The 22621-nt window shown below is 65.6% G+C and carries 20 protein-coding genes; 12 read left to right on the top strand and 8 right to left on the bottom strand.

Annotation, left to right across the window (positions count from 1 at the left end):
• Positions 1–126: 126 nt before the first annotated feature.
• Both K5X80_RS01270 and K5X80_RS01265 read right to left on the bottom strand, forming a co-directional pair.
• Complete coding sequence (locus K5X80_RS01270) at positions 127–1500, bottom strand: sensor histidine kinase (RefSeq protein ID WP_222559074.1); 1374 nt, start codon at positions 1498–1500, stop codon at positions 127–129.
• On the bottom strand, positions 1497–2165 hold the full coding sequence (locus tag K5X80_RS01265; protein WP_222559073.1) for a response regulator transcription factor: 669 nt from the start codon (positions 2163–2165) through the stop codon (positions 1497–1499). Before K5X80_RS01265 ends, K5X80_RS01270 begins: the two co-directional genes overlap by 4 nt.
• 273 nt (positions 2166–2438) lie before the next feature.
• Between K5X80_RS01265 and K5X80_RS01260 the strand changes: the two genes are divergently transcribed.
• From K5X80_RS01260 to K5X80_RS01230, 7 genes are all read left to right on the top strand, one after another.
• Positions 2439–3728 carry a thiamine pyrophosphate-dependent enzyme gene (locus K5X80_RS01260; RefSeq protein WP_222559072.1) on the top strand — a complete coding sequence of 430 codons (1290 nt, stop codon included), beginning with the start codon at positions 2439–2441 and terminating at the stop codon, positions 3726–3728.
• The gene (locus tag K5X80_RS01255; protein WP_283249256.1) at positions 3725–4729 is read left to right on the top strand and encodes an alpha-ketoacid dehydrogenase subunit beta; all 1005 of its coding nucleotides are present in this window, start codon (positions 3725–3727) and stop codon (positions 4727–4729) included. The genes K5X80_RS01260 and K5X80_RS01255 overlap by 4 nt, the downstream gene beginning before the upstream one ends.
• Positions 4730–4733: 4 nt before the next feature.
• Positions 4734–5966 (top strand): dihydrolipoamide acetyltransferase family protein, encoded by a 1233-nt coding sequence (locus K5X80_RS01250; RefSeq protein ID WP_222559070.1) that lies wholly within the window; start codon positions 4734–4736, stop codon positions 5964–5966.
• Between the two features lie 59 nt (positions 5967–6025).
• Positions 6026–6676: a DUF1345 domain-containing protein gene (locus K5X80_RS01245; protein ID WP_222559069.1), complete on the top strand. Its 651-nt coding sequence runs from the start codon at positions 6026–6028 to the stop codon at positions 6674–6676.
• A gap of 126 nt (positions 6677–6802) precedes the next feature.
• Positions 6803–8155, top strand: a complete 1353-nt coding sequence (locus K5X80_RS01240; protein WP_283249203.1) for a phosphohexomutase domain-containing protein — start codon at positions 6803–6805, stop codon at positions 8153–8155.
• 55 nt (positions 8156–8210) lie between these two features.
• Entirely contained in the window at positions 8211–9653 is a 1443-nt protein-coding gene (locus K5X80_RS01235) for a mannose-1-phosphate guanylyltransferase/mannose-6-phosphate isomerase (RefSeq protein WP_222559067.1), read from the top strand.
• Between the two features lie 25 nt (positions 9654–9678).
• Entirely contained in the window at positions 9679–10716 is a 1038-nt protein-coding gene (locus tag K5X80_RS01230; protein WP_222559066.1) for an LLM class flavin-dependent oxidoreductase, read from the top strand.
• 27 nt (positions 10717–10743) lie between these two features.
• Here K5X80_RS01230 and K5X80_RS01225 read toward each other — a convergent pair whose 3' ends face one another.
• Both K5X80_RS01225 and K5X80_RS01220 read right to left on the bottom strand, forming a co-directional pair.
• Positions 10744–11091 (bottom strand): GNAT family N-acetyltransferase, encoded by a 348-nt coding sequence (locus tag K5X80_RS01225; protein ID WP_222559065.1) that lies wholly within the window; start codon positions 11089–11091, stop codon positions 10744–10746.
• Between the two features lie 43 nt (positions 11092–11134).
• A complete protein-coding gene (locus K5X80_RS01220; RefSeq protein WP_222559064.1) occupies positions 11135–12013 on the bottom strand; it encodes a pirin family protein in 879 nt (292 codons plus the stop codon).
• A 199-nt stretch (positions 12014–12212) separates the two neighbouring features.
• On the opposite strand from K5X80_RS01220, the gene K5X80_RS01215 reads away from it, so the two are divergent.
• Together K5X80_RS01215 and K5X80_RS01210 are read left to right on the top strand one after the other, a co-directional pair.
• The gene (locus K5X80_RS01215; protein WP_222559063.1) at positions 12213–12998 is read left to right on the top strand and encodes an SDR family NAD(P)-dependent oxidoreductase; all 786 of its coding nucleotides are present in this window, start codon (positions 12213–12215) and stop codon (positions 12996–12998) included.
• A gap of 73 nt (positions 12999–13071) precedes the next feature.
• Complete coding sequence (locus K5X80_RS01210; protein ID WP_222559062.1) at positions 13072–13830, top strand: SDR family NAD(P)-dependent oxidoreductase; 759 nt, start codon at positions 13072–13074, stop codon at positions 13828–13830.
• Positions 13831–14356: 526 nt separating this feature from the next.
• On the opposite strand, the gene K5X80_RS01205 is transcribed toward K5X80_RS01210, so the two are convergent.
• The 4 genes from K5X80_RS01205 to K5X80_RS01190 form a co-directional block, all read right to left on the bottom strand.
• On the bottom strand, positions 14357–15310 hold the full coding sequence (locus K5X80_RS01205; protein WP_222559061.1) for an SDR family NAD(P)-dependent oxidoreductase: 954 nt from the start codon (positions 15308–15310) through the stop codon (positions 14357–14359).
• A gap of 123 nt (positions 15311–15433) precedes the next feature.
• Positions 15434–16213: a meso-2,3-butanediol dehydrogenase gene (gene budC, locus K5X80_RS01200; RefSeq protein ID WP_222559060.1), complete on the bottom strand. Its 780-nt coding sequence runs from the start codon at positions 16211–16213 to the stop codon at positions 15434–15436.
• Between the two features lie 212 nt (positions 16214–16425).
• Entirely contained in the window at positions 16426–17739 is a 1314-nt protein-coding gene (locus K5X80_RS01195; protein ID WP_222559059.1) for a metallophosphoesterase, read from the bottom strand.
• A 29-nt stretch (positions 17740–17768) separates the two neighbouring features.
• Positions 17769–20090 (bottom strand): TonB-dependent receptor, encoded by a 2322-nt coding sequence (locus tag K5X80_RS01190; RefSeq protein ID WP_222559058.1) that lies wholly within the window; start codon positions 20088–20090, stop codon positions 17769–17771.
• 96 nt (positions 20091–20186) lie between these two features.
• Here K5X80_RS01190 and K5X80_RS01185 point away from each other — a divergent pair, with 96 nt between their 5' ends.
• From K5X80_RS01185 to K5X80_RS01175, 3 genes are all read left to right on the top strand, one after another.
• The gene (locus K5X80_RS01185; RefSeq protein WP_222559057.1) at positions 20187–20780 is read left to right on the top strand and encodes a TetR/AcrR family transcriptional regulator; all 594 of its coding nucleotides are present in this window, start codon (positions 20187–20189) and stop codon (positions 20778–20780) included.
• A 118-nt stretch (positions 20781–20898) separates the two neighbouring features.
• Positions 20899–21861: a quinone oxidoreductase family protein gene (locus K5X80_RS01180; protein WP_222559056.1), complete on the top strand. Its 963-nt coding sequence runs from the start codon at positions 20899–20901 to the stop codon at positions 21859–21861.
• 48 nt (positions 21862–21909) lie between these two features.
• On the top strand, positions 21910–22608 hold the full coding sequence (locus tag K5X80_RS01175) for a pentapeptide repeat-containing protein (RefSeq protein ID WP_222559055.1): 699 nt from the start codon (positions 21910–21912) through the stop codon (positions 22606–22608).
• Positions 22609–22621 lie beyond the last annotated feature (13 nt).

Below are 22621 nucleotides of genomic sequence, written 5' to 3'. Positions count from 1 at the left end.
GCATGGCCGACGCCGAAATGCTGCCACGCGCTCGCGCCGATGCGCATCGGCCACGGCGCGGGCACCATTCTCACTCGTCGGAAACGGGGCTGTACTACGCGAAGCTGATGCCAAGCTGATGACGGTTCAGGCTTTTGCCGGAATCCTGACTGCCGCCACCAGACCGGGCCCATCGCCGCGCCCGTCCAGCCCCATCGCCCCGCCCAGGATCGTGGCCGCCCGCGCGGCGATGGACAGGCCCAGCCCGCTGCCCGGCGCATGGGGCGATCCGCGTTCGAACCGGCGCAGCAACCGTTCGCGATCTTCCGGCGGGATGCCCGGCCCCCGGTCGGCCACCGCGATGTGCAGATCGGTGCCGTGATCGGTGATGGCGATGGCGATCTGCCCGCCGCCGCCGGCATGGCGCACCGCGTTCTCGATCAGCGCGGAGAGGATGATCTTGAGCAGCGCCGGATCGGTCTCGAACACCACCGGGCCATCGGGGGAAACCGAAAAGGCCACGGACTGCGCGGGCAGTTGCAGCACCTGTTCGGCCACCAGATCGGCCACCAGCGCGCAGACATCGGTGGGCACGCGCTCGATCGCGGTGGCATCCAGCCGGGCCAGCGTCAGCATGCCGCTGACCAGATCGTTCGCCCGATCCACCGCCGCCATGAGCTGTTCGGCTTCGGGGCGCAGGTCCGGCGCCGCCATCTTGCGCAGAAGCTGCGCCTGCACGCGAATGGCGGCCAGCGGCGTGCGGAGCTGGTGCGCGACATCGTCGGTAAACGCCTGTTCGAGTTCGAACGCATGGTCGAGGCGCGCGAACAGCCGGTTCAGCGACAGCACCACCGGGGCGAGGTCGTCCGGCCATTCCTCGCGCTTGAGCGGCGCGAGATCGGCAAAGCCCCGCGCCCGCAGATCGGCCCCCAGGCGGCGGATTTCCGACAGGCTGCGGCGCAGCGCCAGCCACAGCAGCCCGGCGCTGCCGATCACCAGCACCACCAGCGGCAGCGCCAGCCTGCGCGCGATGGGCATGAACGCGAGATCGTGCGCGGCGCTGCGTTCGGCCACGACGACCAGCACATCGTATTCGGGCACCGGCAGCCCATAGCTGCGCCAGGATGTGCCGCCCGCCTCGAAATTCTGGAAACCCGCGCGCATCGGGATGAGCCGCGTTTCGCCATGGTCCTGCGATTGCGCGATCGGAACGCCCCGGCGGAACACCACGAACATGCCCCAATCGGGATTGGTGCGGAACGCTTCCCGGTCTTCCGCGCTGAGCAGCGGGGGCGTGGTGTCGGGCGGTGTGCTGCTGTCCGGTTCGCGGCGTTCCTCGTCCAGTTCCTCGCGCATCAGGACGAACAGCATGCGGGATGCGTTGATAAGCTGGTGATCGGCCGCCAGGCGCACTTCGCGCACCGCCACGACATAGAGGATTCCGGCCATGGCGAGCCCGGCAATCGCCAGCAGGAGGAGAATCCGGCGATAGAGCGCGGCGGCGAGAGAGCGCCGTTTCACGCGGTGCGCGCCCCGACCATGTAGCCGAGCCCGCGGGCGGTGACGATGAAATCGCGGCCCAGCTTGCGCCGCAGCGCCGAAATCGCCACTTCGACCGTGTTGCTTTCCACCCATTGTTCCTGATCGTAGAGCGCGGTTTCCAGATCGGATTTGCTGACGAACCGCCCGGACCGGCGCATCAGCAGCGTGACGACTTTGAGTTCCTTCGGTGTCAGGCTCACCGGCATGTCCTGCTTGCTGACCACATTGCCCGACAGGTCGAGCGTCACTTCGCCCACCGTGATGAGATTGCTGGCGAGCTTGTCCTTGCGCCGCACCTGCGCCCGGATGCGCGCGGCCAGTTCCTCGATATCGAGAGGTTTCACCACATAGTCGTCCGCCCCGGCATCGAGCCCGGCCACGCGATGCTTCGTCCGGTCGAGCGCGGTGATGATGATGACCGGCGTGGAATGCCCTTCGGCGCGGAGCTGGCGCAAGGCGTCGAGCCCGGCCATCTGCGGCAGGCCGAGATCGAGCAGGATGACCGAATAATCCTGCACGCTCACCGCCGCCAGCACGTCGTCGCCCCGCGTCACCAGATCGATGGTGTGGCCTTCCAGCCCCAGCGCGCGCTTGATCGCCTGGCCGAGCACCGGATCATCTTCCGCGAGCAGGAGACGGGACACAGCAGGTTCCTTAGTCAGGCGCGGCGGGTGGCGGGCCGGGGCGCGGCCGTGCGGTTCGGGCAGAATATCATGCCGCTGTTGTAGCAACGATAGCGCCTTAACGAACGATGGCCGTGCGCGCTATCGCCGGAGGGCGGGAATCTGTTGCGCGGCGGCAACGGTGGCGCGTGCGGGTATCCTGTGTTCGCCACCCCGGTCCGAAGCCGCGCGGCAGGAAATTTTCCCTCTTTCAGCCGTTTGCGTTATGAAGCAGTGGCGGAAGGGCGGTGTGCCATGAGCGACGAGCGCGAGATCGAGACGGGCGGCGGCCGCAATCGGCCGGGTTTGACGCTGCATGTGCCCGAACCGCCTTTCCGTCCGGGCGATGCGGTCGATTACAGCTATCTCGATGTGCCCCCACCCGACATGATCCCCCGCCCGGACGAGACGGCCCCAGCGGCGGATCTGCATGGGCTTGCCTACGGGCTGGTGCGGGTGCTCGATGACGGGAATCAGGCGGTGGGAAGCTGGGCGCCGCGTCTGGACGATGCGCATCTGCTGCGCATGCTGCGCACAATGGCGTTGCAGCGCGCGTTCGACGACCGGATGTTCCGCGCGCAGCGGCAGGGCAAGACCAGCTTCTACATGAAAGCCACGGGTGAGGAAGCGGTGGCCATCGGCGCGGCTTTCGCGCTCGATCGGGAAGACATGTGCTTTCCCAGCTATCGCCAGCAGGGCATCCTGTTCGCGCGGCAGTATCCGCTGCTGCAGATGATCAACCAGATCTATTCGAACCGGCTCGATCCGCTGTTCGGCCGCCAGTTGCCGGTGATGTATTCGGCGCGCGATTATGGCTTCTTCACGCTGTCGGGCAATCTGACGACCCAGTATCCGCAAGCGGTGGGCTGGGCGATGGCCAGCGCATCGAAAGGCGACAGCCGGATCGCCGCGGTGTGGTGCGGCGAAGGGTCGACTTCGGAAGGCGATTTCCACAACGGGCTGACGTTCGGCGCGGTGTACAACGCGCCGTGCATTTTCAACGTGGTGAACAACCAGTACGCGATTTCCAGCTATTCCGGCTTCGCCGGGAGCGAGCGGACCACCTTTGCCGCCCGCGCCATCGGATACGGCATTCCCGGATTGCGGGTGGACGGGAACGATATCCTGGCGGTCTATGCGGCGACGCAGTGGGCGGCGAACCGGGCGCGGCTCAATCTCGGCCCGACCCTGATCGAACTGTTCACCTATCGCGCCGAAGCGCACAGCACGTCGGACGATCCCTCCGTCTATCGCAGCGCGCAGGAACGGCAGGAATGGCCGCTGGGCGATCCGATCACCCGGCTGAAACGCCACTGCATCGCGCGCGGTATCTGGGATATGGAACGGCACGCCGCGATGGATCTGGAAGTGGCGCAGGAAGTGCAGGCGGCGCAGAAGGAAGCGGAGAAGAACGGCATTCTCGGCCATGGTCTGCATCAGCCCGATCAGACGATGTTCCAGGACGTGTACGAGGACATGCCGTGGCATCTCAGGGAACAGTGCGCCCAGGCCATTCGGGAAAGGAAAATCAAATGGCCCGAATGAGCATGATACAGGCGATCAACAGCGCGCTGGACGTGATGATGGCGCGCGACGGGAGCGTGGTCGTGCTGGGCGAGGATGTCGGCTATTTCGGCGGGGTTTTCCGGGTGACGGCGGGCTTGCAGGAAAAGTTCGGCAAAGAGCGCTGCTTCGACACGCCGATTTCGGAATGCGGGATCATCGGTGCGTCCATCGGCATGGCGGCCTATGGCCTGCGGCCGGTGCCGGAAATCCAGTTTGCCGATTACATCTATCCGGGGCTGGATCAGATCATCAGCGAGGCGGCGCGTATCCGCTATCGCTCGGCGGCGGATTTCACCTGCCCGATCACGATCCGAGTGCCGTTCGGCGGCGGGATATTCGGCGGGCAGACGCACAGCCAGTCGCCCGAAAGCCTGTTCACCCATATCAGCGGGATCAAGACGGTGGTTCCTTCGAACCCCCGCGATGCCAAGGGGCTGCTGATCGCCGCGATGGAAGACAACGACCCGGTGATCTTCATGGAGCCCAAGCGCTGTTATAACGGCCCGTTCGACGGGTATTACGACCGGCCCGCCAAGAGCTGGGCCAACCATCCCGACGCGGAAGTGGATGAAGGATACTATCGCATCCCCCTGGGGCAGGCGCGGGTGGTGGAGGAAGGGGGCGATCTTACCGTGCTGGCCTATGGCACCATGGTCCACGTGGCGCGGCAGGTGATGGCGGAACACGGCGTGGATGGCGAACTGATCGACCTGCGCACGCTGGTCCCGCTCGACATCGAAACCATCGAGGCCTCCGTGCGCAAGACCGGGCGCTGCCTGATCGTGCATGAAGCCACCCGGACCAGCGGGTTCGGCGCCGAACTGTCCGCGTTGGTGCAGGAACGGTGCTTCTATCATCTGGAAGCGCCGATCGAGCGGGTCACCGGCTTCGATACGCCTTATCCCCATTCGCTCGAATGGTCCTATTTCCCCGGCCCGATCCGTATCGGAGAGGCGCTGGACCGGTTGATGCGGGATTGAGGCGATGGCGCGGCTCGAATTCAAACTGCCCGATATCGGCGAAGGGATCGCCGAAGCGGAAGTGGTCGAATGGCACGCCGCTGTCGGTGAGGCGGTGGCCGAAGGGCAAGTCGTCGCCTCGGTGATGACCGACAAGGCCACAGTCGAGATCGAGGCGCCGGCCGATGGCCGGATCGTCGAACGCGGGGCGCAGGCCGGGGCGATGCTGCCTATCGGCGCTGTCCTGTTCGTGATGGAAACCGCAGGCGAGGTTGCACCGGGCGAAAGCGTGGCGGCCCCGGCCGATTCCGCCGCCGGCAGTGGGCTGGCCGTTGCTGCGCCGGAAATGTCCTCTGCCGCTGCGCCGGAACCGGCGGCCCCGGCAACGCCGCGCGCAGCGGGCCATCCGGTCTTGGCCGCGCCCGCCGTCAGACGCCGGGCCGCCGATCTGGGCATCGATCTTGCCGCCGTGCCCACCAGCGCGGACAGGGTGCGCCACGAAGATCTCGACCGCTATCTCCTGGCCCAGCGGGGCCCGCGCACGGGCGGGGCCAGCGGCGCGGCGGGCGGCACCGCGATTCCGCTGACCGGCCTGCGCCGCCAGATCGCCCGCCGCATGGAAGAAGCCGCCCGGCATATCCCGCACTTCACCTATGTGGAGGAACTGGATGTGACCGAGCTGGAACTGCTGCGCGAAACGCTCAATGCGGGGCGCGGGCGGGATGAACAGCTCCATCCGCTGCCCCTGCTGGTTTTCGCGATGTGCCGCGCGCTGGAGGATGTCCCGCAACTCAACGCGCATTTCGATGACCGGCGGGATATGATCACGCAGTTCGGAGCTGTGCATGCGGGCATCGCGACGCAGACGGACAAGGGGCTGATGGTGCCGGTGCTGCGCGACGCAGACCGGCTGGATATCTGGCAGATCGGCCGGGCCATCGCCGATCTGGCGGCGCGGGCGCGATCGGGCACGATCACCCGCGACGAACTGGCGGGATCGACGATCACCGTCACTTCGCTGGGCAAGCTGGGCGGGATCGCGGCGACCCCGATCATCAACCGGCCCGAAGTCGCCATTCTCGCCCCGCACCGGATCATCGAGCGCTGCCGGTGGATCGACGGCGCGGCCGAACCGCGCAAGATGATGAACCTTTCGATCAGTTGCGATCACCGGATCATCGATGGCCAGGTGGCGGCGCAGTTCGTCGCCGCGATCAGGCAACTGCTGGAAACACCGGCCATGCTGGGGCTGACGTAAAGCGGAAGGGGGCAACCGCTGATGGAACGAAGCAAAAGCGCCAACAGGGAATGGCCCGCGTGACGGGCCGCATGCGGGCCCTGCTCGGCCGCCGTATCGCCCCGCCGATCTTCCTCCTGTTCGCGGCGGCGTTCGTGCTGGCGGCAATGGTCGCGGGGTTGAGCCTGGATGACCGGCGGATCGTGCTGCTGGTCGCTTTCGATGTGGCGGCGCTGGTGTTCTTCGCCGGGGTGATCCCGATCCTGCGGCACGACACGGCCACGATGCGCGCCACGGCCCGGGCCAACGACGCCAACCGGGCCGCGCTGCTGGCGATCACGGTCCTGCTGTCCACCGTCATCCTGTTCGCCATCGGCACGCTGATCGCGGACAGGCAGACCTTGCCGCCCACAAGCATCGGCCTGATCGTGGCGACGCTGGGGCTGACATGGCTGTTCGGCAACACCGTCTATGCGTTGCACTATGCCCATCTCTACTATCTGCCCCACGGCGGCGGGGATCGCGGCGGGCTCGACATTCCCCATGCCAACGTCCCAGATTACTGGGATTTCCTCTATTTCAGCTTCACGCTGGGGATGACATTCCAGACTTCCGACGTGGCGATCACCGCCGGGCATATCCGCCGCGTGGTGCTGGGCCAGTCGCTGGCCGCGTTTCTGTTCAACATGGGCATTCTGGCATTCACCATCAACGCGCTGGGCGGGCTGTGACGCCCGATGCCCAGCGATGGTTAAGCGGACGCTGTCATAACCTATTCTAAAGAGAGGCCGGGCTAGCTAGAGTGCGGCATGGCACCAAGTTTCGGCACAAGCGGGTTGCGCGGTCTGGTCGCGGAGATGACACCGGATCTGGTATCCGCCCATGTCCACGCGTTCATCGCCGTCTGCCCGATCGGGAACGGCATCTTCATCGGCCGCGATCTCAGGGAATCGTCGCCCGCGTTGGCCCGGATCGTGGCGTCCGCCGCCGCGGAGCGCGGCGTTTCGGTGACCGATTGCGGTGCGGTGCCGACACCGGCCCTCGCGCTTGCCGCGATGCGCGCCGGGGCGGCGGCAATCATGGTGACAGGCAGCCATATTCCCGCGGATCGCAACGGGCTCAAATTCTACACTCCGCAAGGGGAACTGACCAAAGCGGGCGAAGCCGCGATTCTCGGCGCGCTTTCGGGCGGGGTGGCAGCCAGCCGGGGGCCATCGGGAACGATCGCAACCCATGATGCCGGCACGCCCTATCGCGAGCGGTATCACAGGGCCTGGGGCCCTGCCGCGCTTTCCGGCCGCCGGATCGGAATCTATGCCCACAGTTCGGTCGCGCGCGATCTGCTGGCCGGGATTTTGGCCGGATTGGGCGCCGAAACGGTCGAATTCGGCAGGTCCGCCCAGTTTGTCCCGGTCGATACCGAAGCCGTTTCGGAACAAACGCGCGCGCTGTTGCGCGGATGGGCGGCCGATGGCGGGCTCGACGCCATCGTTTCGACCGATGGCGACGGCGACCGGCCATTGATGACGGACGAGACGGGGCGGATAATCCCCGGCGATATCCTGGGCCAGATCACCGCCGCGGCATTGGGGGCGCAGATCGTCGTCACGCCGGTTTCGTCGAACACCGGGGTCGAGGCATCGGGCCGTTTCGCGCAAGTGATCCGCACCCGGATCGGTTCGCCCTTCGTGATCGCCGCGATGGAGGACGCACGGGACGCGGGCGGCGCCGCGCCGCCCCGGATCGCGGGATACGAGGCGAACGGCGGGTTCCTGCTCGGTTTCGATGCGATGACGCCCGGCGGCACGCTGGATGCCCTGATGACGCGGGACAGCCTGCTGCCCCTGATCGCGCCGCTGGTGCAGGCGGGCGGTGCGGGGCTGGCGGCGCTGGTGGCGGCCCAGCCGCCCCGGTTCACCGCATCCGACCGGTTGCAGGATATCGCGCCCGCCCGTGCGCTGGCCCTGATCGCCCGCTTGCAAGGGGAGGCCGCCGCGCGCGATGCCTTCCTGGCGGCGTTCGATGCGCGGCTGGACCGGGCCGACACGACGGATGGCGTGCGGCTGCATCTCGATCGCGGGCGCATCGTGCATTTGCGCCCTTCGGGCAATGCGCCTGAACTGCGCATCTATGCGGAGGCGCCATCCGCCGATATGGCGGGGTCGCTGCTGGCCACCGGGCTGGATCTGCTGCGTGGGGAACTGGCCTGATGGCATCGGGCCGTTCCGCCGGGCCGCGCCTGTCCGCCCTATGGAGAATGATTGGATGATTACGCCTGTTCTACTCTGCGGCGGATCGGGCACCCGCTTGTGGCCCCTGTCACGCAAGAGCTATCCCAAGCAGTTCACCGAACTGACCGGAGACAGCAGCCTGTTCCAGGCCACGGCGGGCCGTGTGTCCGGCAGCGGCTTTGCCGCGCCGATGATCGTCACCGGGGCGGATTTCCGCTTCGTGGTGACCGAGCAACTGGCCGCGATCGAAATCGCGCCTTCGGCGATCCTGATCGAACCGTCCGCCCGCAACACCGCCCCGGCCGTGCTGGCGGCGGCGCTGGTCCTCCACGCGCGCGATCCGAACGCGCTGATGCTGGTGATGCCCTCGGATCACGTCATTCCCGATGATGCGCGGTTCCGCGATGCGGTGCTGGCGGGCGAACGCGCGGCGCGCGATGGGCAATTGGTCACATTCGGTATCCGGCCGGACCGGGCGGAAACGGGGTATGGCTGGCTCCAACTGAGCGAAGCGGCCGATGCGGACTTTTCCCCGGTGCCGCAAAAGCTGCAACGCTTCGTCGAAAAGCCCGACAGCGCCGCCGCCGCCGCGATGCTGGCGGATGGGCGGCATCTGTGGAACGCGGGCATTTTCCTCTTTTCGGCCGAGACGCTGGTGCAGGCTTTCGCCGCCCATGCGCCCGATATTCTCACAGGGGTGCAGGCGGCCTTGGCCGGGGCGGAAACCGATCTCAGCTTCACCCGGCTCGCGGCGGAACCGTGGGCCGGCCTGCGCGATATTTCCATCGATTATGCGGTCATGGAAAAGGCCGCCAATCTCGCCGTGGTGCCGTATGGCGGGGTGTGGTCCGATCTCGGCGGCTGGGAAGCCGTCTGGCGCGACGGGCAGCCCGATGGCGCGGGGGTGGTGGCCCAAGGGGCGGTGACGGCGATCGATTGCCGGGACACGCTGATGCGTTCGGAAGCGCCGGGCCTGCAACTGGTGGGCATCGGGCTCGACAATCTGGTGGCGGTGGCGATGCCCGATGCGGTGCTGATCGCCGACAAGAGCCGCGCGCAGGATGTGAAACTGGCGGTGGAGCGGCTCAAGGCGCAGGATATCCCGCAGGCGGAGACCTTCCCGCTGGATCACCGGCCGTGGGGCTGGTTCGAACGGCTGGTCGCGGGGGAACGTTTCCAGGTGAAGCGGATCGTGGTCCGCCCCGGCGCCTCGCTCAGCCTGCAAAGCCACCATCACCGCGCCGAACACTGGATCGTGGTGGAAGGCACCGCGCGGGTGACGATCGACGAAACCGTTCGGCTGGTGACGGAAAACCAGTCGGTCTATATCCCCGTCGGCGCGGTTCACCGGCTGGAAAACCCCGGCAAGCTGCCCGTCGTGCTGATCGAAGTGCAGACGGGCACCTATCTCGGGGAAGACGATATCATCCGTTACCAGGATATCTACGCCCGCAGCGACGGGAATGGGCCCCAATAAGCGCGCGGGAAACAGGCAGACCTCGATGAAGCTTTCGATCGTCGATCTTGCGACCATCCAGCCCGGCGAAACGGCGACCGATGCGCTGGCCCAATCGCTGGACACGGCCCGGCTGGCCGACCGGCTGGGCTATCACCGGATATGGTTTGCCGAACATCACATGGCCCCGGCACAGGCATCCCATCATCCCGAGCTGCTGATCGCGGCGGCGGGCATGGCCACGCGGCGCATCCGGCTGGGATCGGGGGCGGTGCTGCTGAACCACTACAGCCCGTTCAAAGTGGCCGAGATGTTCAAGCAGCTGGAAGCGATGTTTCCCGGCCGTATCGATCTGGGGCTGGGCCGGGCGACGGCGGGGCCGGTGATCGACATGGCGCTGCGCCGCGACCGGCAGGCGCGCCCGGTGGACGATCACGCCGCGCAAGTGCCCGAAACCGTGGCCTGGCTGCATCACGCCTTTCCCGATGGCCATCCGTTCGCCGGCAATCCGCTGATTCCCACAGTCGCCTCCACCCCGGACATATGGCTGCTGGGGTCGGGCGAAAGCAGCGCCTATATCGCCGCGCGCCTGGGGATCGGCTACACTTTCGCGGGGTTCATCAATCCGCAGGGCGCGGCGGCGGCGCTGCGCACATATCGCGCCCAATTCGTGCCCACGCCGTTCGGCCCCGGCCACCCGCGCGCGATGCTGGGCATCAATGCCAGCGTCGGCGAGACGGCGGAGGAAGCCGCGCGGCTGGTGCTGTCGGTGAAAGGCTATTACAACCGCCTGCGGCAGGGGAAATTCAAGTCCTTCGTTCCCACGATTGCGGAGGCGGAGCAGGAACTGGGCGAAACCGAACGCGCCGAGCCCACCGCCATCGTCGGCACCCGCTGGCCGCGCTTCGTGGCGGGCAGCCCCGAAGCGGTGCGGGCGACGTGCGCGGAAATGATCGCCCAAAGCGGGGCCGACGAACTGATCGTCCAGAGCATGATCGCCAACCCCGAGGACCGCAACCGTTCCTACACCCGGCTTGCCGCCGCTTTCGGGCTGGAACAGGCAGCGGGTGAGGCGGAGGGATAACCAAGCGCCGCCGCCGAGGGCTTCCGGTCAGTGGCCGGCGATGCGCGGTTTCTCGCCGGGGCCGACAGTCATGACATCGCGCCAGTCGGGGTGTTTTTCATACCGGGCGCGGACATAGGGGCACAGCGGGATGATCCGGAAGCCGTTGCCGCGCGCATCGGCGATCAGGTAATCCACCAATGCGGCGGCGGCTCCGGTGCCTTTGAGACTGTCGGGCGCGCCGGTGTGGTCGGCGCTGATCAGGCCGGGCCCGCGATGGGTGTAAGTCAGTTCCGCCTCGCCATCGTGGCCCGCGACACGGGCGACATAGCGACCGCGGCGTGCGCTGCCGCCGCTTTCGGCCCCGTCTTCCTTGGTGATCGTGATTTCGGCCATGCCGTGTTCTCCTTCTGCCGTTGCGGCACTCTTGCGGGCAGCGTCAGGCCTGTTTTTCGGGGAAGGGGATATATTCCTGATCGTCGCCCACCGGCAGCGTCATCCGCCCCTGACGCCAGTCTTCCGCCGCCTGCTCCAGCCGTTCCTGGGAGGAGGAGACGAAGTTCCACAGCAGGAACCGCTCCCCGATCGGTTCGCCGCCCAGAACCATGATCGTGGAAGGCCGGCGGGCCACGATATCCACCGCACCGCCCCCGTCGAGCACCGCCATCTGCCCTTCGCGCAGCACGGTTCCGGCCAGTTCGATCTCGCCCACGGCGCAATAGACCGCGCGTTCGGGAAAAGCGTTGGTGATGCTGCGGCGCGCGCCCGCCGCCATTTCCCAATGTTGATAGAACAGCGGGGAATGCGTGCGCACGGCGGCTTTCATCCCATCCGCCGCGCCGGCGATCAGGCGGCCCCTGACCCCGTCTTCATCCCATTCGGGCAGATCCGCGCCTTCGTGATGATGGAAAGTGGGGGTGCTTTCCTCGTCGGCTTCGGGCAGCGCGACCCATGCCTGGATACCGTGCATATGAGCCCCGTTTGCGCGCGCGTATTCCAGCCGTTCGCTGTGCGTGATGCCGCTGCCCGCCGTCATCCAGTTGACTTCGCCGGGGCGGATATCCTGATGGAAGCCGAGGCTGTCCCGGTGGGTGATTGCGCCGGAATAGAGGTAGGTCACGGTGGACAGCCCGATATGCGGGTGGGGGCGGACATCGAGTTCGCGCGGGATTCCGGGCGCCAGATCGAGCGGCCCCAGATGATCGAAGAAGATGAACGGGCCGACCATGCGCCGGGCATGGAAAGGCAATACGCGCCCGACGATGAAGCCGCCGCCCAGATCGCGGGCGCGTTTGTCGATGATGCGGGTGATAGGCATGGCAGCGCTCTCCTTCGTGTGCCGGGGCGGCGTGTCTAGCACAGCCGCGCGCCATGGGGCTGACATTTTCCATGGCGGAACGACAATCTTGCCGCTATTCGTGGACTGTAGTCCAATACTTCTGGTGCTGAAAACGGGTGCCGGATTGTCAGGCCACGCCTTGCAAGAGGCGGGCTTTTGGTCAGGAAGAGGGGAAAGCGTGTCTCAGGATCTTGTCGGGCAGGTTGCCATTGTCACCGGGGGGAGCGACGGGATCGGTCTCGCCACCGCCAAATTGCTCGCCCGGCGCGGCGCGCGGGTGGTGATCTGCGCCCGCCGCCCCGAAAAGCTGGAAAGCGCCCGCGCGGAAATCGCCGCTGTCGGCGAAGTGGAAGCGCGCCAGCTCGACGTGTCGGACACCGATGCCTTCATCGCGCTGGTGGAGGATGTGGCGGCGAAATACGGCCGGTTGGACATGATGGTGAACAATGCGATGTCGGTGCACTATGCGCCGATCGCCCAGCTCAAGCTGGATCACTGGCGCAAGGATTTCGCCGTCAACGCCGATGCGGTGTTCGTCGGCACCAAGGCCGCGATGAAAGTGATGGCCGGGCAGCCGCTGCATGATCGCCAGCGCGGGGCCATCGTCAACATCTCCTCCACCTGCGGCATTCGCGCCGCGGCCAACATGGCCAGCTATTCCGCGTCCAAGGCGGCGCTGATCCATTTCACCGCCGCCGCCGCGATGGAGGGTGCGCGCGATGCCATTCGCGTCAACGCCATCATTCCCGGGCAGGTGCAGACGGCGGCGACGGAGGAATTCGCCAGCCGCGCCCCGGACATGGCGGAACGCACGGCCGATGCCATCCCGATGGGGCGTGGCGGGGAGCCGGAGGAACTGGCCGAAGCGATCGTTTTCATGTTGTCGAACGCGGCCAGCTATATCACCGGCGCCGCTTTGCCGGTGGACGGCGGAAAGGCCGTGCAGCTTTACATGCCGGGCTGATAGGATATGCCGGAACGGGTTGCGGGGTGCCGGTCACCCGCGCGGATAACAACCAAGAAGATGGGAATTGTGGATGGATTTTACTGGTAAGGCCGTTTTGATCACGGGCGGCGCATCGGGCATCGGCTATGCCACGGCAGAGCTGTTTTCCCGTTCGGGCGCGGATATCGTGATCGCCGATCTCAACGAACAGGGTCTGAACGCCGCGGCACAGAAGCTGGCCGGCGGGGCCAAGGGCAAAGTCGTGCCCGTGGCCTGCGATACCTCGGACCCGGATAGCTGCACCCGCCTTATCGATGAGAGCGTGAAAGCGTTGGGCAAGCTGGATGTGGTGTGCAACATCGCGGGCGTGCTCGGCAACGGGCCGACCGAACAGTTTCCTGACGAACTGTGGCTGAAAGTCCTGTCAGTCAATCTCAACGGGCCGTTCTTCATCAGCAAGCGCGCCATTCCGCACCTGCTGGAAACCGGCGGCTGCATCGTCAATGTCGCTTCGACGGCGGGCCTCGTGGGTATCCCTTATGGCGCGGCCTACAGCGCGTCCAAATCCGGCGTTGTCGGGCTGACCAAATCGATGGCGGCGGAATATTCGCGGCGCGGCGTGCGCGTGAACGCGATCTGCCCCGGCCATGTGCTGACCCCGATGACCAAGGATGGTGGCAATTTCGGGCCGGATGTCGATCTCGAACTGATGAGCCGCCTCTCGCCGTTGACGCAGAAGGGTTCCGATCCCTCCGAAATGGCGGCGGCGATCGCGTTCCTCGCATCGGATGCGGCGGTCAATGCCACCGGCACGATCCTGACGATCGACGGCGGCCAGACCGCGATCTGATCCGGCCTGTCAGGACTGGGGAAAGGGGCGCGGGCTGCGCCCCTTTTTCTTTGGGCGATCGTGTCGTGTGCAAATATGCGCTCAACGGGCGGAATGCCTGCGCAACTTCGGAAGCGGGGCAGGTCTATCGGCCCTTCGCGGGGGCCGCGATAGACTGACCTTTCCTACACGCGCGAAACGTGGCTTATCCTGTGCGATGACCCAGCGCAGACATCCCGCTCATTCCGATTCCCCCGGCGTGATTACGAGGCGGAGCAGACTATGCTCCAAGCCGCCATGTGCCACCCGGACGGTATCAGGATACCGGCGCGAAAAGTCACACACCATGTATGGCGCGTGTGTGTGCGGGATATTCCGTCACTGCCTTGGTCTCGGTAAGATACCCTTGTTTTTCAGGATGCTATGTTATGGGCCGCGCCGTTTGCGGCCTCCCCGCCAAGGGGTAGGGGCGGCGCACTTTCGGGCTGTTCTGCGTCAACTCGCATGCGCCGCCGCACGGTAAGATTGGATGAAACGGCAGGCGTGGTCAGAACCGTTCGCCGACCAGTTCCTCGCTCTTTGCCCAGAGTTGTTCGGCGTTTTCGGGATCGAGCGCATAGGGCTGCACACCGCCGCCGGTGATGCTGGCCGAGGCCGTTTCCGCGATCTGGCAATCCTCGCAATAGCGCCCGCCGACCGCATCGCCATCGGCCACTGCGGCGGCCCAGACGGATGTCGCCGCGCCTTGCGGCACGGTCTTGTATTCCAGCTTGCCCGAACCCGATGTCTTGACGCTTTCCAGCAGCGCGGCGACCGTTTCCGGCGTCATGTAGCGGCCCAGATCGGTGTGGATCGCGCCTGGCATCACAGAGCAGGCGCGAATGCCGCGCTGGCGCAGCCGCTTGTCCAGCCCCACCGCGAACAGCGCGTTGGCCGTTTTCGCCCGGCCATAGGCGACCCACGGATCGTAAGGCGTGCTGGCGAAATGGGGATCGGCCAGATCGACATCGCTGATCTGGTGGCCGCCCGACGACAGGATCACCACCCGCCCGCCATCGGCGATCAGCGGGGCGATCCGGTTGATCAGCAGGAAATGGCCGAGATGGTTGGTGCCGAACTGGGTTTCGAACCCGTCTTGCGTGTGGCCGAACGGCGTCGCCATGACCCCGGCGTTGGCGATCACGATATCGAACGGGCGGCCATCGGCCTGCAGCCGGTCGGAGCAGGCCCGCACACTGGCGAGCGAAGCGAGATCGAGTTCGACGAGCGTGAAGGTGCCGCCACCGGCCGCCGCCGCCGCGCGGACTCCGCCGGTCGCCTCTTCCGCTTTGGCGAGATCGCGCGCCGCGCCCACCACGGCGGCGCCGCGCGCCGCCAGGGCCCGCGCGGTTTCCACGCCCAGCCCGGCCGAAACGCCGGTGATCAGAGCGCGCTTGCCGCCCAGGGCGATGCCATCCAGCACCTCGTCGGTTGTCGATTTCGCGCCAAACTGGCCTGTCATGGATTATCCCCTTTCACGGTTGGCCTCTTGCCCGGCTGGCGCCATGCGGCCTGCCCTGCGAACCGTGATTCCGCATGGGGGCGGTGTCAAGAGCGGGCAGGGGGCCGATGGCGCGCGGCGGGCTTATCCCATCGCGTGATAGCGCAGGAAATGCGGCTGGCCGGTGTGGGCGGTGATGCCGCCGTCGACCACGAAATTCTGCCCGGTGATATAGCTCGCCCCATCGCTGGCGAGGAACACCGCCATGCTCGCGATTTCGTCCACCGTGCCCGCGCGGCCCATCGGGATCAGCGATTCCCACCCGGCGAAAGAGGGCGGCGGCACCTGTTCGGTCGACGGGGTGCGGATCAGGCCGGGGCTGATGGTGTTGGCGCGCACGCCCTTGTCGGCCATTTCCAGCGCCAGCGAGCGGGTGAAATTGATCACGCCCGCCTTGGCCGCGTTGTAGGCGGCAAACCCCGGATCGCCCGCCACGCCGCAGATGGAGGAGATGTTGACGATCGATCCGCCCGTTTTCAGCAGATGGGGAATCGCGAATTTTGCGCCGTAGAACACGGAATCGAGATCGGTGGCGATGACATGGCGCCACACCGCGGGATCGATATCGGCAATCGGCCCGAGCATCCCCGAACCGGCATTGTTGACCAGCACATCCAGCCGCCCGAACTGTTCCAGGCAGAAGGCGATCAGCGCTTCCATATCCTCGATCCGGCCGACATCGGCCTGGGTGTGGCGCACCCGCGCGGGATCGGCCATTTTCGCGGCTTGCGCTTCCAGCCTGGCCACGTCGCGCCCGGCGATCACCACCTGCGCGCCCGCCGCGTGGAAATGTTCGGCGATCGCCGCGCCGATCCCCGAGCCGCCGCCGGTGACGATAACCGCCTTGTCCTTGATGCCTTCCATGTGCTTGCACTCTCCTGTCGTTCGCCGCCATCGGTGCGTCGGCGTTGTTTATGGTTTGGCGGCAAGGACTACGCGACTGGCGGCCAAGTACAAGAGGGGCGTGTGTGGCTGCGTGCAGGCTTTGCCGTCTGCCGCCCGATAAATAATTCCGTACCCCAACAAAAAGGGTGCGATCATGGCCGATGATCGCACCCTGTTCTAAGCGGTGGGGTTTATTGCGCCGCTTTCGCCACGCGTGCCGTCTTGTCGAAACGGGCGCGGAAATCGGTGAGATCGATCTTGAACTCGTCGCCCTTGAGATAGTCCTCGTCGCTCAGGTGCGGCTTTTCTTCCGCCTTGTACCACGAAACGTATTGCGGCGTTTCGCTGCTGAGCTGCTTGTAATGGCTGGAATAGGTGCGAATCTGCACCGAAGGCGTGGCGGGCGCCATGTCGAACGTCATCAGCCGCAGCCAGCCATCGCCGATCCCTTCGCCATATTGCAGCTTGACCCCGGCGTCCTTGGCGGTCTGCCCGCGCGCCTGATAGTCCGAAAGGATCTGATAGACCTTGTTGCCGAAGCGGTTGTCGTCCACGCGGAAAGCCTGCGCATGTTCGTGGCCGCACAGCACCATGAAAATCTGGTCGTGCTGGCTGATGAACTTGTCCCACACCATCTGCGGGTTGTTGTCTTCCGGATCGATCGCGGCGTTGTCGATAATCGGATTGGCGAGGCGCTGCCCGCTGGTGTCGAGATAATCGTGCGTCGATACGATCGTCGGCAGGCCGGGATACTTCTTGATCACTTCCGCCGCCCAGGCGAGCGAGGCGTTGGGCGCATCGAACTGGAGCCCGATGTGGAGGAAGCGATAGCCGCCCGCGGTGAAGATCTGCGCGCTGTCGGCGCCGTCGTCATGGCTGGCGACGTACCAGCTCTTGCCTTTGAAGAAGTCCGACTTGTTGGAAAAGACCGATTTGAAATTGTTGAGCCCGCCCGCGTGCAGCATGCCGATATCGTTCATGCTTTTCAGTTCCTTGGCGGGCGGATGGTTGGAATCGGTCCACATCGCGTCATAATCGTGATTGCCCGGCACGACCGAGAACGGCACTTTGCCCGCGATCATTTCGAAGCCCTTGCGCGCGGCGGGCATTTCCACCGTCTTGACCTTTTCGGTGGGGGCGAAATGATTGTCCAGGAAGGGATTGACCGCCCGCTTGAACCCGCGTTTTTCATGGGCCGGATCGATCAGCAGCGTCTGGTGCTGCCACACGTCGCCCAGCGAAGTGACGAAGGCGATATCGCCGCCCGCGCTTTCCACGTTGGCGGCGATATAGGCCATCTGGGCGAAGAACTGTTCGTTGGCATCGAAGGGGAAGCCTTCCGCCTTCTGATGCATGTAATCCATGTAATTCTGCGTGTCGGGAATCACGGCAATGGTAAAGCTGTCATCCGCGGCGAAGGCCGGCAGCGGGATCGCGGCGATCGCGACGGCGGACAGCGCGCAGGCCATCATCGCGCGGCGCGTGAACTGCATAAACGAACTCATCAAATCTCTCCTTGTCGTGTTGTGTTGTGTCAGAATGCGAGCCCGAATTCGGCGCGCACGGTGCGCCGCGAGCCGGCAATGAAAGTCGGAATGCCGAAATAGTCCCCCGTGTTGCCCGCATCGACCAGATGCTTCTTGTCGGTCAGATTGTCGCCAATCAGCGCAACTGACCAGCGTTTGTTTTCGGGCGCGAACGTGATCCGGGCGCTCAGCTGGCCGAATCCGTTCTGATATTCGTCCACCACGCGGTCGGAATAGGCGGCGGGCACGCGCTGCTGGAGATCGAGCCGGTCGTTGTCTTCGAAGAAGAACATCTTCGATTGCCAGCTATACGTCGGGGCGAAACCGATCGTGCCGCCCGCCAGCGGAGCTTCGAAATTGCCGCCGATGGCGAACTTGTGATCCGGGCTGTTGCGGAACCGGTTGCCGTCATACAGCCCGGCACGGAAGCGGCCGTGATTGAAGCCGTAGCTGCCGAAGATCGAAATGCCCGGCGTGATTTCATAACTGAGCTGTGTTTCGAAACCATAGGCATCGGCCTTGCCCGCGTTGACAGTGGCGACGATGCCGTTCCTCAGGCCCAGCGTCTGGAAATTGCTGTACTTGTAGTAGAACACCGAGGCATCGCCCACGAGCCTGCCGCCCAGCAGGCGGAACTTGATCCCCGCTTCGCCCGATTTCAGCGTTTCGGCCGGGATCAGTTGCGACGGGGTGGTGGGGTTGAGCTGCAGCACTTCCGGCCGCTTGCCGATGCCATAGACGGCGTAGAGATTGACGTTGGGCGAAAGTGTGAACCGCAGGCCCGCGCGGCCGGTGACGATGCTGGAGGAATTGCTGCCGCGCAGCACCGCGCCATCGGGTGTGGGCTTGAGCAACAGCCCGCCGCCGGTCAGCGAGGACGGGCCGAGCGGGGTGAGCCCTTGCAGGGTGAGCTTCTTTCTGTCCCAGGTCACCCGCCCGCCCGCGAACAGTTCGAGCCGGTCGGTCAGATGCGCGGTGACATCGGCGAAGAGATCGAACGTGGTGATTTTCGCGCCGGTCAGTTGCTGATCGAGATGGAAGGCCTTGAACGTGCCGGCGGCCGGGCCGAGCAGAGCGTTGATCTGGGCGTTGGTCAGGCCCTTGGGCGCGAATTGTTGCAGCGTCCCGCTCAGCAACAGGGCCATGGCGCGTTCGTCATAGCCCATTTCCATGCTCATGCCGTTGCTGGCGTGGAACACGCTGCCGCCGACGAAGCCTTCGAAAATGCCCAGATCGGAGAAATTGAGCCGCAGTTCCTCGGAAATCTGCTTGCCGTCGTTGCACTGGTGATAGGCGATGAGATTGGTCGGCGTGCCGTCGTTGTCGCCCGACTGGCAGGCGTCGTACCAGCGATAGCCGGTGATCGAGGTCAGGCTCAGCGTGTCGTTCAGGCGCCAGTCGGCCGTGCCGCTGATCCCGAGGATTTTCCGCTTGAAGTAGGGATCGGGCAGCGTGCCGAACGTGTCGAGATGGGTCGGCGTCCAGAATTTCATGTCGCCGGCCACCGTCCCGGTTTTCTGGTCGAGCGGCAGGAACGTACGCGACTTGAACGGCACGCCGCCCTTCGTGTGATCGACATCGTAAGTGGCGATCAGATTGAAGCTGAACGCCTCCGACGGTTCCCACTTGCCCGCGAAACGATAGGCCTCGGCATTGACCGCGTTGTACGTGCCGCTGCCGTCGCTGTCTTTCACGAATCCGTCGCGCTTGCGCTTCAGCGCGCCGAAACGGATGCCCAGCGTGTCGCCGATCGGCAGGTTCACCACGCCCTGCGCGCTGAAGTAATCGTAATTGCCGATCCCGCCTTTTACCTCGACCGAGAAATCGTCGGTCGGCCGCTTCTGGAAGATCGACACCCCGCCGTTCAGCGCGGAGCGGCCGTGCAAGGTCGATTGCGGGCCCTTTTCCACTTCGATCCGGTCGATATCGAACAGTTCGCCATAGGCCGATGCGGTCTGCGTCACCGCCACGCCATCCTGAAACACGGCGACGCGCTGTTCGGACTGGGGCGAAAAGTCGTTCGACGTGATGCCGCGCACCGAAAAGCCGGGGGCGAACTTGTCCTGCAACTGGATCACGAAGCCCGGCGTGATCGCCGAAACCTTGTTCAGCTCGGTGCCGCCGATCTGTTCCAGGAACGCGCCGTTGTAGGCGCTGATCGAAATCGGCACATCGGTGATGCGCTGTTCGCGTTTTTGCGCGGTCACGACGATATCGGCCGCGTTACCGCTGGCATCGGCTGCGGTGTCGCTTGCCGTGTCCTGCGCCGCGAAAGCGGGAACGGAGACGAACGACAGCGCGCTGGAAAGCAGCAGGAGATTCTTGTTCACGAGTGAGTCCCTCAATACGATGGTGATTTACGGGACGGGCGTGTATCGATATTATGTGACAGATTTATGTGACCGTGCGGCAAGCGGCGAGAGGCGATGACCGGGGTGAACGCAGAGCAACAGGCGCGGGGGCGCGGGCGCCCGCGCGATGCGGAAAAGGACGCAGCCATCCGCGAGGCGGCGTGGCGGATTCTGGCGGAAAAGGGCTACGAAGCTTTCACATTCGAAGCGGTCGCCGATTGTGCCGGGTGCAGCCGGTCGACGCTGTATCGCCGCTTTGCCAACAAGGCGGAGCTGGTCGAAGCGGCGCTGGGCGCGACGGCCCGCCTGTTCGAACCGGTGACGGGCGAAGGCATGGCCCCGCGCGATGCGCTGATCGCCCATGCCACGGCGCTGCGCGCCTATATGGCCGCGCCGCGCGGGCCCGCGATGCTGAGCATCATGGTGAGCATGCCGCACCATCCGGAACTGGCCGCCGCGTTGCAGCGCCATCAGCAGCGGGAACAGGCTTATTACTTCCGCGAATTCGACCGCCTGTTTCCCGAAGGGATCGCCTCTGAAAAGCGCGATTTCGCGTTCCACACGCTGGTCGGCAGCATCGTCTTTCATGTCGCCGTCCGTCGCGCGGCGCCGGGCGATGCGCAGATCGCGCAACTGGTCGATCACGCCATCGGCCTGCTGCGGGAATAGGCATGCGTGGCGGATAGTCGCCACCACCTGCGCGAATGGGCAGCTTGCCAAATCCGGGGCTGTTCGATTGAATGGGGCCGAATGCCGCCTGTGCGGCTGTCTTTGGGGGAAATGATCCGTGCAAGCCGCCATCTACACCCGGAACGGCGATCCCGACGTTCTGACCTGGGGCACAGTGTCCGATCCGGCCATCGGCCCCACCGGGGTGCTGGTCAAAGTTGCGTATGTTTCGATCGAAGGCGGCGATCTGATCAGCCGCCGGATGACCCCGCCCGCGAACGGCCCGCATGTGGTGGGCTATCAGGCCGCGGGCACGGTGGTTGCGATTGGCGAACAGGTCACGCGCGTGGCCGTTGGCCAGAAAGTCTGCGCTTTCCATTGGTTCGGCAGCCATGCGGAACTGTTCGCGGTGGACCAGCGCCATGCTTTCCCGCTGCCCGACGGGATCGATATGGCCATGGCCTCCACCGTGCCGACGACATTCGGCACCGCGCATGATGCGCTGTTCGAATTCGCCGGGCTGCAACCGGGGGAAACCGTGCTGGTGCAGGGCGCGGCGGGCGGCGTGGGGATTGCCGCCGTGCAGCTGGCCGCGCAGGCTGGGGCGCGGGTGATCGCCACCGCTTCGGGGGCCGGGCGCAGCGCGCGGCTGGCCGAATATGGCGCGGCGGAAACGATCGATCATGCGGCGGAAAGCATCGCCGAACGCTGTCTGGCGCTGACCGATGGCAAGGGCGTCGACATGGTGATGGATATCGCCGGCGGGCGGGCCATGGCCGAACTGATGCGCGCGATCCGTTACCGGGGGCGCTATCTCATGGTCGGGATCGCCAGCGGCGAAAGCACCTGTCTCGATTTCACCGACATGGTGACCAAGAGCCTCACCTGCCATGGCACGCTGTTCGGCCGTGAAATGGGCACGCCGCGTGGGCAGGCGATTGTCGAAGATCTGCTGCGGCAGATGGCGGCGGGCGCAATCCGCATGCCGATCGACCGGGTGTTTCCCCTGTCCGAAGCCGCCGCCGCGCACCGTTATGCCGAACAGGCGCACCCGTTCGGCCGCGTGCTGATGGCCGCCTGAACGATACCGTGGCTTGGCCTGTCCGGCAGGGCGGGGTAGAGCGCGGGGATGGTACAAACCGATCCTTCCCCCGACCGCACGCTCAGCGGGCAGACTTTGACGCGCGCCGATATCGAACGGCTTGCGGCAGGCCCAGGCCCGGCGCGCCTTGCCGATTGCGATCTGGACGGGGTGGATTGCAGCCATCTGGTGCTGAGCGGCTGGGTGTTCGAACGGTGCCAGTTCCGCCGCGCCGATTTCACCGCCGCCAAACTGGAAGGCAGCCGCTGGCAATCCTGCCGCGGCCCGTTCGCCAATTTCAGCCGTTGCGATCTGGCGGAAGCGACCGTCACGGCCTGCGATTTCAACAACGGCAACTTCCGCTATGCCGTGCTGTCATCGGCGGTCTTCGCGCAATCCAAGCTGACCGGGGCCGATTTTTCCGACGCCAAGACGTTCGACCTGCGGTTCGAGGAAACGCTGCTGGTGAATGCCCGCCTGGCGGGCCTGTCGTTCCGCAGGCAGCGGCTGGTGAAAGTGGATTTCGCGCTGGCCGATGTGCGCAAATGCGATTTCCGCGAAACGGTGTTCGACGATTGCAGCTTGCGCGATGCGCTGGTCGCGGGCGCGCGGTTCGAAGCGGCCGATCTTAGAGGCGCCGATCTCGGCGGCTTCCAGCTGGCCGATGCCACACTGTTTCGCGGGGCCACCATCTCCGCCGGGCAGGCCGGGCAATTGCTGCGCGAACTGGGGCTCAACGTCCGTTAGGTGGACCGGCCGG

Origin of the sequence: Caenibius sp. WL, assembly GCF_019803445.1 — a bacterium.
GTDB lineage: Bacteria > Pseudomonadota > Alphaproteobacteria > Sphingomonadales > Sphingomonadaceae > Caenibius.
This window is presented reverse-complemented; position numbering and strand designations above follow the sequence as displayed.